This window comes from Bradyrhizobium dasycarpum (assembly GCF_042019905.1).
Classification (GTDB): Bacteria; Pseudomonadota; Alphaproteobacteria; order Rhizobiales; family Xanthobacteraceae; genus Bradyrhizobium; species Bradyrhizobium japonicum_B.
This window is the reverse complement of sequence record NZ_CP169574.1, coordinates 4,061,208-4,074,253: the sequence shown is the minus strand read 5'-3', so window position 1 is coordinate 4,074,253 and position 13,046 is coordinate 4,061,208. Positions and strand designations below refer to the sequence as shown.

The following is a 13,046-nucleotide window of genomic DNA, read 5'->3' as shown; positions in this document are numbered from 1 at the left end:
CTCGGCGACGGAACAACCGCAGGACGCTCGCCGTTACGAGGCAACACCGGAACGGGAGGTCGTTGTGATCCACCATGTCTCGGTCGGGACGAATGATGTTCAACGTTCGAAGCGCTTCTACGATGCCGTCTTGCCCATCGTCGGCATCATGCCGATGGCTGAGGACGAGGGCGGACTGGGCTACGGAAGCGGCACGTTTCACTTCAGCGTTCAGGTTCCGATCGACGGACGACCTGCGACCGTGGGCAACGGCAGTCATATCGCCTTTGCCGCCGAAGACCGCGCGATGGTCGATCGTTTCTACGCCGCGGCATTGAAACACGGTGGCCGCGACGATGGGCCTCCGGGGCTGCGGCCGAATTACGATCTCAATTACTACGGCGCGTTCGTCCGTGATCCAGACGGTCACAAGATCGAGGCCGTGACCTATTCGGCAAGATTGGCATGACGGGACGCTCATGCGGACCATGCCCTATGCAATGATCGAAGCGCCTTCGACGCTGGGCCTGGCGACCGACGGAGTGGAGCGGTTGCCCGAGCAACTGCTGAACCTTGGACTTGCGGAGCGCATCGGCGCGCGCCGTGCCGGGCGGCTGGCGGTGCCTCCGAAAGACCCTGTGCCCGATCCCGAGACCGGCACCTTGAATGCCGGGGCGATTGCGGCGTGGTCGCCCAAGCTCGCCGACGCGGTGGAGGCGGTGCTCGACGCCGGCGAGTTTCCGGTGGTGCTGGGCGGCGATTGCACGATCGTGCTGGGTTCGATGCTCGCGTTTCGACGGCGCGGCCGCTACGGGCTGTTCTTCATCGACGGCCATGCCGATTTCTTCCAGCCCGAGGCGGAGCCCAATGGTGAGGGCGCCTCGATGGATCTTGCTTTCGTGTCCGGCTGCGGCCCGCCGCTCCTGGCCGACATCGAAGGTCGCGGTCCTCTGGTCCGCCCTGAAGACGCTGTCGCCTTCGCGTTTCGCGATCACCGGGATCAGGAGGAGTACGGAAGCCAGCCGCTTCCCGAACGGCTCAAGGTGCTTGACCTCCCGGCTGTGCGGGCGATGGGCATCGAGGCCGCGGCACGCGAAGCGGTCGATCACCTGACGCGAGCGGAGCTGGACGGCTTCTTCATCCATCTCGACGCCGATTGTCTCGACGACGCCATCATGCCGGCCGTCGATTTTCGCGTGCCGGGCGGATTGTCGTGGGACGAGTTGGCCACCGCGCTCCGGGCGGCCTTGGCGAGCGGCAAGGCGGTCGGCCTCGAGATCACCATCTACAATCCGCGCCTGGACGAAGACGGCCGCGCCGGACGCGGCTTGGCCGATCTGCTCGCAGCAACGCTCGGAACGGCAGTGCCTTGAATACGGCGAACAACGTCCGCGCGGCCGGGCGGACTTCGAACGAAAGACTGGAGACGTTTGATCGCCGCCGCAATCGGAGGTGCGCTCCCTCTCCTGCAAGCGGCAGAGTTGAATAACCCGGGGCTATCGTGGGTGCCAGCCGGCGCCCGGCCTTCCCTGCGCCCTTTCCAAGCAAGGGGCGTCGAGAGAAGCCCAAAGCTCGGGCGTCAGGCGCCGCGAGAGCGTGGAGGCATGTCTTGTTGATAAAGTGGGGAGGCGGGGATGGGATGGGAAGGGTAGAGAGCATCTTCGTTGAGCCAGTCCGCCTTCGCCAAGGCTTCGGCGCGACAGCCCTCGCCGCTTCGCATGGATAGAGTTGCGATTGGCTTGCCTAGCCGTAGCTGCGAAGCAGCGAAGGCTGGTGCCCCTGGCCGGAATCGAACCAGCACTCCTTGCGGAACTCGATTTTGAGTCGAGCGCGTCTACCAGTTCCGCCACAGGGGCCTTCGGTCGGCTCTTGAAGGGAGCGTCGCGAAGCCGGCGGACTATAGCCATGGACAAAGCGGGGTCAACCCGCGCCAAAGTGATGTCCGCCGTTCTCGACAGCTGCCTGGACCGGGGCTAGAGGCTAAGGCCACGCCCCATCCGGAAGAGGCCGCCGTGACGACCCAGAGTGCCGCAATACCTGCATTCAGGCCGAGGGCCGCGAGCCCCGCGCTGACGGCCTCGCTGCTCGTCACGCTGATCGCGGCCGCGGCCATCGCAGGCGCCTGGTTCTTCCAGCTGGTGCTGGAGATCCTGCCCTGCCCGCTCTGCCTCGAGCAGCGCTACGCCTATTACCTCGCGATTCCGCTTGGCGCGCTCACGGCTTTTGCGGCGAAGAATCGCGCGCCGCGGCCGCTGCTGCTGGCGGGGCTCGCGATCCTCGCGCTGGCGACGCTCGCCAATGCCGGCCTCGGCGCCTACCATTCCGGGGTCGAGTGGGGGTTTTGGAAGGGGCCGACCGATTGCAGCGGTGCCGTCGTCAATCTGGGCAATGCCGGCGATCTGTTTTCACGGCTCGACACCGTAAAGGTGGTGCGCTGCGACGAAGTGCAGTGGCGCTTCCTCGGCCTCTCGCTCGCCGGCTACAACGTGCTGATCTCGCTGCTGATGGCCGCGATCGCCGCGTGGGGATTTGCGAAGACGGCGAAACGTTCGTAGGTGCCGTCGGGTGGGCAAAGGCGCGCTCTTCGCGCGCTGTGCCCACCACCATTGACGATTGAGAGAGCGTGGGCACGGCGCTGCGCGCCTTTGCCCACCCTACGAGAGCGGCGCTCTGCTAATCGTCCACGTCGTCCTGGGTGCGCCCGAACAGATGCACGATGCCCGGCGTTGCGATCGTCACGAACACGAAACGCGACAAATGATGGGCGCCGACGAAGATCGGGTCGATGTGCAACGTCAGCGCCAGCGCCAGCATGGCGTCCATCGCGCCCGGCGCGAAGGCGACCACGATGTCGGAGAACTTGACCTGCGTGGTGAGCGCAACGATGCCGACGAAGATGGCGGAGACGGCGATGGCCACGGCAAACGAACCCAGTGCCGCGTTGATGTGGCCGGCGAGCGTCTTGATCCGCATCCGCGCGAAGCGGCTGCCGATCAGCGCGCCGATGCCGACCAGCGCGACGCCGCGCACCCAGTCCGGCAGGCCGCCCTCGACCCAGCCGGCGCCATGCAGCAGGCTGGAGGCGATCATGGCGCCGAACATCCAACTCGCGGGAAATCTGATCAGCCGCAGCACCAGCGCCATGGCCAGCGAGGCCGCGACCAGCTCCACGAGGTCGAGCGGCGAGGCAATCGTCGTCGTCATCGGCGGCGCGGCGGAGGGGACCACGCCCGCAATCGCGAGCACCATCGGCAGCGCCGCGGTGAGGATGATGACGCGCATGGTCTGCACCACGGCGATGCCCGGCAGGTCGGCGCCGCGCTCGACCGCGAGAATCGTGATCTGCGACAGCGCGCCGGGGCTGCCGGCCAGGAAGGCCGAGGTGCGGTCCCAGCCATGGACGCGCTGGAGGTAATAGCCTCGAGCCGAACGTCGAGCAGAAGGTGGCGAGCGCGAGCAGGCCGATGGTGAGAGGATAGTCGCTGACCTGCTGAAGCAAATGGCGCGAGACCACCGAGCCCAGCGAGATGCCGAGCAGCACCAGCACGGCCTGGGTCAGGAGCGGCGGCAGCGCCAATTGGCGGCCGGCGATGGCGGCGATGGCGACCGCGATCATCGAGCCCGAGATCAGCCCGCCAGGAAGCCCGGCGAGGAGAAACACCAGGCCTCCGGCGGTGCCGATGACGAGCGTCTCCGCCGTGCTCAAGAGCTTGGCACGGCTCGGCCATTCGAACGGCAGGGAGGTGGTGATGTGCTTCACGCCGCCTTATCGCAAATCGGCGGCAGGCGCACAATTGCAGGCTCCTCATGCCGCAATGCGTGCGCCTCGCCGTCGCGCGCGGAGGGGCGCGAGGGTTATTTCTTGTCGGCGGCGGGCGCGGCAGGGGTGGCAGGGGCAGCGGTCGCGGCAGGCGCGGCGGTGCCAGCCCTCGCTTCCTTCTTGCACTCGCGACGGAATTTCTTGCGCTCCTTGCCCTTCAGCCCCTTGGCGTCCGCCTGCTTCGAGCATTCGATCGACTCGGCCGTGCGCTCTTTCGCTGCCTTCGCGGCCTCGGTCGTCACGTCGGTCTTCACATCGGTCTTCACGTCGGTCTTGGCGGCCGGCGCGGCGGTCTGCGCGAAGCAGGTCGCGGTTGCGAGCAGGGAGGCGAGAGCGACGGCGGCGAGGCGAGAGGCGAGGGTCATGGTGTTGCACTCATCTTGCAAGCATTGCGAGGGGCGCGAACCTCGGCTCGCTTTGCTGAACGCGACATGAATAATCCGAGCAAGGCGCTCACTATATTTTGGCAGCAAGCGCCGTCGCGTTCTTGTCGCAAGCGGCCGGCACGCTAGGATAGCAATTGTTATTTCACTCCCCATCGGGGGAAGATCAACGAGGAGACCAGGGATGACCATCCGATCGAGATTGCTGTGCGCGATTGCCTTGTCGGGATTCGCTGCGCTCGCGCTGTCGGCGCCGGCGCAGGCGCTGACCGCGCAGGAGTGCAGCGCGAAATACCAGGCGGCCAAGAAGGACGGCTCGCTCGGCACCATGAAGTGGAATGACTTCCGCAAGGCCCAATGCGGCGCGGATGCGACGCCGGCCGCTGCGCCGACCGCGGCTGCGCCCGCGACTCCGGCCGAGCCGAAGCAAGCGAAGAAGGAGGCGGCCCCTGCCGCCGCGCCGACCCTGCCGGCCGGTCCCGCCGTCTATCCAAACGCGGTCGATCCGAAATACGCCAAGGAGACCCCCGGCAAGGCGCGCCTGCACACCTGCGTCGACCAGTACAATGCCAACAAGACCACCAACGGCAATGGCGGCTTGAAGTGGATCCAGAAGGGCGGCGGCTATTACAGCGAATGCACCAAGAAGCTGAAGGGCGCCGCCTGAGCCTGGACGTGATGCGGAGGCCGGGGCAACGCTCCGGCCTTTTCATCTGGTCCAGCAGCTCGTCTAATCCAGCAGCTTCTCGGCCGATTTCGCCACCAGCTGCGACCGCTTGCGCGGGCCGCGCTCGACGAACAAGAGGCTCTGGCCGAAGATGAAGCAGTAGAACAGGAAGGCCTGCGCCTCGGCCTCCTCGGCCGCAAGCCCGGTGGCGCGATAGAGCTCGGCGACGTGCTTGAGCCGCGCGGCGTCGACGCCTGCCACCGCCGCCGCGGCGTTCTCGTCCGAGCGGGCCCATTGCCGGATCGCGAGCTCGATCGCCATGGCTTCCGGATTGAGCCGCTCCGAATAGAGCTGGATCACCGCCTTCAGCCGTTCGCGGGGCGTCTGACCGTCGAGGCGCGTCTGCTGCGCGACCGATGCAGCGCGTCCCTCGCGCCAACGTTGCAGCATCGCACCGAGCAGTGCGCCGCGGTCGGCGAAGCGTCGGTAGAAGCCGCCCTTGGTGACGCCGAGATTCTTGGCGAGCACCTCGACCCTGACACCCTCGACCCCCGAGCGGGCGAGCTCGGCAAAACCCGCCTCGACCCAGACATCGCCCTTGCCGTCGCTCATGAAGGAAGTCTCTCGGATTCTGATACGGTGCCGTATTGCTAACCCCTCGCGCGCTTGATACGCTACCGTATCAGCAAAGCCAGGGAGAGGCGTGCACATGGACCGAGGCCGGCGCGAAGCCGCATCTTTCGCTCATGCCGTCCGCGAGATCGCTCGCCGGCATCCCGCTGGGTCGGCCGAGGCCTGAGCCATGGCTGCGTTCGAGCCCAAGAACCCGGGCTATCGGGCGGCGGCCATCGCCATGTTCGATCGCCAGCCGGCGATGCACACGCTCGGAATCGTGATCGTCCGCCTCGCACCGGGCGAGGTCGAGCTGGCGATGCTGCATTCGGCGGCCTTCACCCAGCAGAACGGCTTTGTCCATGCCGGCATCGTCACCGCCGGGCTGGACAACGCCTGCGGCGTTGCCGCCTTCACCCTGATGCCGCGCGAGGCGGATATCCTTACCGTCGAGTTCAAGACCACGCTGCCCGCGCCGGCCAGGGGCGAGCGCTTCGTCTTCAAGGCCGAGGTGGTCAAGCCCGGCCGCACGCTGACCTTCTGCGAGGCCAGAGCGTTTGCCGAACATGAGGGCAAGACCACGCTGATTGCCACGATGACCGGGACGTTGATGGCGATGCTTCCGCGCATTCACGCTGCGGGTGCCATGACATCGCCGCCGTGACGCTCTATATGACCAGTAACAATTCCCGACCCCGAACCGTATTCGGGAAGATGGGACCGAAACGGGACGAGATATGGCTGGATCTGGGAATAAGGGCCTGGTGCCGACGCGACGCGCGGCGCTGACGCTGATCGGAGCGGGCGCCCTCGCGGCAGGCCGCATCACCCCGGCACTGGCAGCCGCCGGTGACGACGAGGTGTTGACCGAAGCCAAGGTGCTGCGCGATCCCGACACGCCCGTCGCCGGCAATCCCAATGGCAACGTCACCATCGTCGAATGGTCCGATTACAATTGTCCTTATTGCCGCAAGCTCGAGCCCGAGCTGCGGCAGGTCGTCCAGGACGACGGCAAGGTGCGGCTGGTGATGAAGGACTGGCCGATCCTCGGGCCGGTCTCGGTCACGGCGGCGCGGTCCGCACTCGCGGCGAAATTCCAGGACAAGTATCACCAGGCGCATGACGCCCTGATGGCCGTCAGCTCGCGCCTGACCGAGCCGCGCATCAACGAGCTGCTGGCGGCGGCCGGCGTCGACATGGACCGGCTGAAACGCGATCTTGCCGGCCGTGGCAGCGACATCGATGCCCTGCTCAAGCGCAACAATGATCAGGCCGAAGCCTTCGGCTTCCGCGGCACCCCGTCCTTCATCGTCGGCAAGTACCGCGTGCCGGGCGTGCTCAGCATGGCCGAGTTCGAGCAGGTCATCGCCGATGCCCGCAAGGCCAAGATGAACTGACGCAGCCTTGATCGCAGCCAACACAAAGGCGCCGCCGCGGGTCCGCGACGGCGCCTGTTCATGATAGAGCGTCGTTACTTCGACGAGATCCGGACCCAGTCCTTGTGTGCGCGATCGCGCAACGCATCCCAATCCGCCTTGGCGACGTCCCAGTTCACGATGGTGCGATTGGTGACCGCGACCTCGCCATTGGCGACGGATGAGGTCTGCATCGAGTCATAGACGTAGACGCCGCCGGCAAGAAGCAGCGCGCCCAAAATCATTCCAAAAACGTCCTCATAGCGAACCTCCGGTGACGCGCCGATAACGTCGGGCGCGGCACGATGGTTCCGCGGCGATGCGGCGCATCTAAGGACGGGTTGTTCATTTTCCATTCAGCCACTGCACCAGCTCCGCATTGATCTCGCGCGGATAGGTGTGGCTGAGGTCGTCGATCTCGCGATAGGTGACGTCGGCACCGGCGGCCGCGAGCGCCGCCTGCGTCTGGCGCGCGGTCTGCACGGGAAACATCCAGTCGAGCTTGCCGTGAGTGATGAAGATCGGCAGCCCCTGCAGGCGCGTGGCGTCGGCCGTCTCCGCCATCAGCGGGTGGAAGGTCGCGGACACCGGCGCCAGATGGGTGAAGGGCGAGGCGCCGTCGAGCCCGCTCACATAACAAAAAGTGCCGCCGTCGCTCATGCCGGTCAGCAGCATGCGCGAGGCATCGACGGCCCAGCGGCTGCGCACGGTCTCAAGGATACGCACGAGATTGGGCGTATCGGCATCGTCGCCCATCAGCGCCCAGGTCGGGCCGGTCGCGGTCGGCGCCACCAGGATGGCGCCGAGGCTGCGCGCGTCGCGCAGCCAGCTCCACAGGAAGCCGCGTCCGTTGCCGCTACCGCCATGCAGCGCCATCACCAGCGGCATGGCGCGGTCGGGCCGGTAATATTCGGGCACGTAGACCGAAAAGCCGCCGCGGCTGCCGGGTTCGTTGTGATCGTGGAAGATGCCGGTATCTTCGCCTGCGCCGGCTTCGAGCCGAGACAGCACGTCCGCATTGTCGCGATTGGCGGCGTCGAGGAAGAAGCTGCTCACCGGCGGAAATTGCATTGCCAGCGGATAAAGCGCCTCCTGCGCGCGCGGCAGGTGGCGCAGCGCGCGGAACACCGCGACGAGATCGCCGTTGCCGCGCTCGACCTCACGGAGGCCGGCAAAGGCCGCGAGCGTCTCGTCGCAGGCCGTATCGAGCCGCTCACGCAGGCCGGCGAACTGGTCCGGCCAATCTCCGGTCGAAGCCCGTGCCTTCCGCAGCACCTCGTCGGGGGCACCGACCGCGTTCATCACGGACGCAAAGGCCGGCGGGTGCAGATGCCGGGCGAAGAATCCGAGCGCCTCCAGCGCATTGAGCAGCGGTGGCAGCACGGCCACGATGTCGTCGATCACGGCCTCGCTCATCGCGGCTTCCTTCAGGGGAGAGTCAATGCAGCTTCGGCGCCTTCAGCAGCTTGAAGCGGTCGGTCGAGGCTACCGTGACGTCGAAGGTGACGCCTTCGTGGTGCACGGTGAGCGGCACGTCGACGCCGGCGGCGCCGAGCGCCCACATCTTCCTGTAGAACGCGGTCTGGCTGGTGACCTTGTCGCCGTCAACGGCGAGGATGACGTCGCCGGCCTTGAGCTCGGCGCGCGCGGCCGGACCGTTGGCGGAGATTCCGATCACCACCACGCGATTGTCGATCTCGGTCGAGTAGAGCCCGAGCCAGGGCCGCGCCGGCTTGTTGACGCGGCCGAACTTGCGCAAGTCCTCCAGGATTGGCTTCAACAGGTCGATCGGGACGATCATGTTGACGTGCTCGGCCTTGCCGCCGCGTTCGCGCTCCAGCTGAAGCGAGCCGATGCCGATCAGCTCGCCGCCCTCGTTGAGCAGCGCGGTGCCGCCCCAGTTTGGATGCGCGGGATAGGTGAAGATGGCTTCGTCCAGCAGGTATTCCCAATAGCCGGCGAATTCCTGCTTGGCCACGATCTGGCTCGCGACCGAGCGGGTGCGGCCGCCAGCACCGCCGACAACGACGCGGTCGCCGAGCCGGGTGTCGGCCGAGTTGCCGAGCGACAGGGGCTCGATATCAAGATCACCGAGCGCCTGCACCAGGCCGAAGCCGGTCTCGGAATCGAAGCCGAGCGCATGACCCTCCACCACGCGCCCGTCGGCGCGGTGCAGCCACACCGATTCCGCCTCGGTGATGAGGTAACCTATCGTGAGCACCAGCCCGTCGTCGATTACGACGCCGTTGCCGGCGCGTTCGGTGCCCAGCGTCTCGGCGCTGAAGGCGTCGGGCGGGATGATGGCGTGCAGGCCGACGATCGATCCGAGCGCCCGGTCGAGGTCGAAACCGTAATCGCTCGCACGCGGCTGATTGGCCGGCGGCACTCTCCATTCGGTCAGGGTGGACATGGAGTTTCTCCTGGCTGAGAACATCGCTGCCGTGCTGGCGGAACGACGCGCGATGCATGGACAATTTAGGCCGTGAGAGGCCGTCTTGAAAGCCTCGTTCCCAACTATTCGCAAGAGCGCCGCGTGAAATCTTCGAAATGCGCAGGAACGCCCAGCATACGAGCGGCGGGCCCCCTCAATCCGGCATGCGTCGCATGGCTGATGCCCCCGTCGCTGCTAGGCGGGGTGCGGTGGAGCTGCTAACCATTGCCGCTTGGTTTGACCAAGAGATCACGGACAACAGACAATGGACAACCGCAGCGACATCTGGCGTGGCGTCGACACGATCAAAGCGCGTTTCATCGACCTCAGCGACAGGGTCTGGGGCATGCCCGAGGTGTGCTACACCGAGGCGCGGTCCGCCGCCGAGCATCTCGCCGAGCTGCGTCATCAGGGTTTTCGCGTCACCGAGAAGGTCGCCGGCATTCCGACCGCGGTGATGGGCGAGTGGGGCGAGGGCGGTCCGGTCATCGCCTTCATGGGAGAATATGACGCGCTGCCCGGTCTCAGCCAGGAAGCGGGTGTCGCCGAACATCGTCCGGTCGAGGCCGGCGGGCACGGCCATGGCTGTGGTCACAATCTGCTCGGCTCCGCCGCGCTGCTCGCCGCGACCGCGGTGAAGGACTGGCTTGCCGAGAACAAGGTGCCCGGCCGCGTGCGCTATTATGGCTGCCCGGCCGAGGAAGGCGGCGCGGCCAAGGCGTTCATGGTGCGCTCCGGCGCGTTCGAGGACGCCGACATCGCCATCACCTGGCATCCGCACAGCTTCTGGGAGGTCGCGGTGACGCCCTCGCTCGCCAACACGCGCGCGGATTTCATCTTCACGGGCCGAACCTCGCACGCCGCGGCCTCGCCGCATCTCGGCCGTTCCGCGCTCGATGCGGTGGAATTGATGAATGTCGGCGTGAACTACATGCGCGAGCACATGCCGAGCGACGCGCGCGTGCATTACGCGCTGCTCGATACCGGCGGCATCGCCCCCAACGTGGTCCAGGCCCATGCGCGGGTGCGCTATTCGATCCGCGCGCGTGATCTGCCCGGCATGAACGAGCTGGTCGAGCGCGTGTCCAAGATCGCGCAAGGCGCGGCGCTGATGACGGAAACCAAGATGGAGATGAAGATCATCTCCGCAGTCTCCAACATCCTGCCGAACGCGCCGCTGGAGCAGGCGCTGCACCGGGTCATGGAAGAGCTCGGGCCGCCGCATTTCGATGATGCCGACAAGAGCTTTGCCGGCCAGATCCGCGCGACGCTGAGCGACAAGGACATTGCGTCGGTCTATTACGCGATCGGCATGGAGCCGACCGATCGGCCGCTGGCCGACTTCCTGGTGCCGCTCGATGCCAAGCGCAACCCGCTGGTCGGGTCGACCGACGTCGGCGACGTCAGCTGGGTGGTGCCGACCGTGCAGGTCCACGCCCCGACGGTCGCGATCGGCACGCCCTTCCACACCTGGCAGGTGGTGGCGCAGGGCAAGAGCCCGCATGCCCACAAGGCCATGGTGCAGGCGGCCAAGGCGATGGCCGGTCTCGGCATCAAGGCGTTGATGTATCCGGAGCTGATCAAGGCGGCCAAGGCCGACCTGAAGAAGCGCACCGCGAGAACACCTTATGTCTGTCCGCTGCCAGATCACGTCGAGCCGCCGCTCGACATGTCCATCGCGTAGAATTTTGCCTCGATACTTCGTCTGATCGGGCGAACAAATTTTCCGCAGTGCAGCGTGCAATCCAGCGTGTTTTGATGCTGGATTGCCGAACGGATGGGCTGCGGAACGCAGTTTTGCCCAACAGACAGCCAGAAGACCGTTTGCATACACACGGTCCCAGTTGACGCGCCCCCCATTCGGTGTGCCATCTACTGCCAGCTATTTGGGCGGCCGCCTTTGCCGGCCGTCTTCATCACGATGGGAACCAGACGGGGGACAACCATGCTGGATAAAGAACTGCGTTCGATGATCGGGCAGGTGAAGGACGGGCGGATGGATCGCCGCGCCTTCATCACGCACATGGCCGCGGTCGGCCTCACCGCTCCCCTGGCCAACCAGATCCTCGCGCTCGGCGGCGTCGCGATGGCCCAGGGCGCCTCGACCTACAAGCCGACCAAGCGCGGCGGCGGCGGTGCGCTGAAGCTGTTGTGGTGGCAAGGACCGACCTTGCTCAATCCGCATTTCGCCACCGGCACCAAGGACCAGGACGGCTCGCGTCTGTTCTACGAACCGCTCGCCTGCTGGGATCCGGACGGCAACATGAAGCTGGTGCTGGCGGCGGAGATCCCCTCGATCCAGAACGGCCTGCTCGCCGCCGACGGCAAGTCGGTGACGTGGAAGCTGAAGCCCGGCGTGAAATGGCATGACGGCAAGCCGTTCACGGCCGATGATCTCGTATTCACATGGCAGTACATCAAGGATCCGGCCACTGCGGCTGTGACCATCGCAACCTATCGCGATCTCACGGTCGAGAAGATCGACGATCTCACCGTCAAGATCACTTTCCCGAAGCCGACGCCGTTCTGGGCCGACGCCTTCGTCGGTGCGACCGGCCAGATCCTGCCGAAGCACCTGTTCGCCGATTTCATCGGCTCCAAATCGCGCGAAGCCCCGACCAACCTCGCGCCGGTCGGCACCGGTCCCTACAAATTCGTCGAGTTCAAGCCGGGCGATCTCATCCGCGGCGTGATCAATCCCGACTATCACATGGCCAACCGGCCCTATTTCGACACGCTTGAGATGAAGGGAGGCGGCGACGCCGTCTCGGCCGCTCGTGCGGTGATCCAGACCGGCGAGTACGATTTCGGCTGGAACATTCAGGTCGAGGACGACGTGCTGCTGCGCCTGGAGAAGGGCGGCAAAGGCAAGACCGTCTACGCCGTGGGCGGTGACACGGAGTTCATCGCGCTCAACTTCACCGATCCGAACGTCGAGATCGACGGCGAGCGGTCTTCGATGAAGACCAAGCATCCGTTGTTCTCGGATCCCGTCGTGCGCAAGGCGCTGTCTCTGTTGGTGGACCGCGAGTCCGTCAAGAAGGCGATCTACGGCCGCGCCGGGCGCACGACCGCGAACTTCCTCAACGGTCCGGAGAAGTTCGTCTCCAAGAACACGAGCTGGGAGTTCAACATCGAGAAGGCGGCCAAGATGCTCGAGGACGCCGGCTGGAAGCCCGGCGCCGACGGCATCCGCGAGAAGGACGGCAAGAAGCTGAAAATCGTCTATCAGACCTCGATCAACGGTCCGCGCCAGAAGACCCAGGCGATCGTCAAGCAGGCCTGTCAGAAGGCCGGCATTGACGTCGAGTTGAAGTCGGTGGTGGCCTCGGTGTTCTTCTCGTCGGACGTCGCCAATCCCGACACTTATCCGAAATTCTATGCCGACATCGAGATGTTTCAGATCCCGCTGAGCCAGCCCGATCCGTCGCAGCACATGCGTCGCTACCTTTCCAGCAACGTCGCGACCAAGGAAAACAAGTGGCAGGGCACCAACTTTCCGCGCTGGGTCAATAAAGAGTACGACGCGGTGATCGAGGCCGCCGACAGCGAGATGGATCCGGTCAAGCGGGCCGCGCACTACATCAAGGCCAACGACCTGATGTGGCAGGACACGGTGTTCATCCCCGTGATGCATCGCCTCAAGGTCGAGGTGGCTGCGAACAATCTGCGCCCGGTGATCTCCGGCTGGGCCAACGAGACCGACAACTTGTTCGACTGGTATCGCGAGGAATGATCC

General features: G+C 65.7%; 13 protein-coding genes, 1 tRNA gene and 1 pseudogene. 8 read left to right on the top strand and 7 right to left on the bottom strand.

Features of this window, described 5'->3' with window-relative positions; genetic code table 11:
- Positions 1-64: 64 nt before the first annotated feature.
- Positions 65-448 carry a VOC family protein gene (locus ACETMP_RS19655; RefSeq protein WP_375157476.1) on the top strand — a complete coding sequence of 128 codons (384 nt, stop codon included), beginning with the start codon at positions 65-67 and terminating at the stop codon, positions 446-448.
- Between the two features lie 10 nt (positions 449-458).
- Positions 459-1,352 (top strand): arginase family protein, encoded by an 894-nt coding sequence (locus ACETMP_RS19650; protein WP_375157475.1) that lies wholly within the window; start codon positions 459-461, stop codon positions 1,350-1,352.
- Positions 1,353-1,750: 398 nt separating this feature from the next.
- Here the strand turns inward: ACETMP_RS19650 and ACETMP_RS19645 are convergent.
- Positions 1,751-1,835: transfer RNA gene (locus tag ACETMP_RS19645), tRNA-Leu, on the bottom strand.
- A gap of 156 nt (positions 1,836-1,991) precedes the next feature.
- Between ACETMP_RS19645 and ACETMP_RS19640 the strand changes: the two genes are divergently transcribed.
- Positions 1,992-2,534, top strand: coding sequence for a disulfide bond formation protein B (locus ACETMP_RS19640; protein WP_375157474.1), 543 nt, complete (start codon positions 1,992-1,994; stop codon positions 2,532-2,534).
- Between the two features lie 118 nt (positions 2,535-2,652).
- Here the strand turns inward: ACETMP_RS19640 and ACETMP_RS19635 are convergent.
- A pseudogene (locus ACETMP_RS19635) lies at positions 2,653-3,739 on the bottom strand (AbrB family transcriptional regulator).
- A 95-nt stretch (positions 3,740-3,834) separates the two neighbouring features.
- Complete coding sequence (locus ACETMP_RS19630) at positions 3,835-4,164, bottom strand: PsiF family protein (RefSeq protein WP_375157473.1); 330 nt, start codon at positions 4,162-4,164, stop codon at positions 3,835-3,837.
- 202 nt (positions 4,165-4,366) lie between these two features.
- Here ACETMP_RS19630 and ACETMP_RS19625 point away from each other — a divergent pair, with 202 nt between their 5' ends.
- Positions 4,367-4,849, top strand: coding sequence for a hypothetical protein (locus ACETMP_RS19625; protein ID WP_375157472.1), 483 nt, complete (start codon positions 4,367-4,369; stop codon positions 4,847-4,849).
- Between the two features lie 63 nt (positions 4,850-4,912).
- On the opposite strand, the gene ACETMP_RS19620 is transcribed toward ACETMP_RS19625, so the two are convergent.
- Positions 4,913-5,461 carry a TetR/AcrR family transcriptional regulator gene (locus ACETMP_RS19620; protein ID WP_375157471.1) on the bottom strand — a complete coding sequence of 183 codons (549 nt, stop codon included), beginning with the start codon at positions 5,459-5,461 and terminating at the stop codon, positions 4,913-4,915.
- A 190-nt stretch (positions 5,462-5,651) separates the two neighbouring features.
- Between ACETMP_RS19620 and ACETMP_RS19615 the strand changes: the two genes are divergently transcribed.
- Positions 5,652-6,125 (top strand): PaaI family thioesterase, encoded by a 474-nt coding sequence (locus ACETMP_RS19615; RefSeq protein WP_375157470.1) that lies wholly within the window; start codon positions 5,652-5,654, stop codon positions 6,123-6,125.
- 73 nt (positions 6,126-6,198) lie between these two features.
- Positions 6,199-6,858 (top strand): DsbA family protein, encoded by a 660-nt coding sequence (locus tag ACETMP_RS19610; protein WP_028134097.1) that lies wholly within the window; start codon positions 6,199-6,201, stop codon positions 6,856-6,858.
- 74 nt (positions 6,859-6,932) lie between these two features.
- Here ACETMP_RS19610 and ACETMP_RS19605 read toward each other — a convergent pair whose 3' ends face one another.
- From ACETMP_RS19605 to ACETMP_RS19595, 3 genes are all read right to left on the bottom strand, one after another.
- Entirely contained in the window at positions 6,933-7,121 is a 189-nt protein-coding gene (locus ACETMP_RS19605; RefSeq protein WP_375157469.1) for a hypothetical protein, read from the bottom strand.
- Positions 7,122-7,221: 100 nt separating this feature from the next.
- Positions 7,222-8,292, bottom strand: coding sequence for a phospholipase (locus ACETMP_RS19600; protein ID WP_375157468.1), 1,071 nt, complete (start codon positions 8,290-8,292; stop codon positions 7,222-7,224).
- A gap of 22 nt (positions 8,293-8,314) precedes the next feature.
- Entirely contained in the window at positions 8,315-9,286 is a 972-nt protein-coding gene (locus ACETMP_RS19595) for a S1C family serine protease (protein WP_375157467.1), read from the bottom strand.
- A gap of 286 nt (positions 9,287-9,572) precedes the next feature.
- Between ACETMP_RS19595 and ACETMP_RS19590 the strand changes: the two genes are divergently transcribed.
- Both ACETMP_RS19590 and ACETMP_RS19585 read left to right on the top strand, forming a co-directional pair.
- Positions 9,573-10,991: a M20 family metallopeptidase gene (locus tag ACETMP_RS19590; RefSeq protein ID WP_375157466.1), complete on the top strand. Its 1,419-nt coding sequence runs from the start codon at positions 9,573-9,575 to the stop codon at positions 10,989-10,991.
- Positions 10,992-11,252: 261 nt separating this feature from the next.
- A complete protein-coding gene (locus tag ACETMP_RS19585) occupies positions 11,253-13,043 on the top strand; it encodes a peptide ABC transporter substrate-binding protein (RefSeq protein WP_375157465.1) in 1,791 nt (596 codons plus the stop codon).
- The last annotated feature ends 3 nt before the right edge of the window (positions 13,044-13,046 follow it).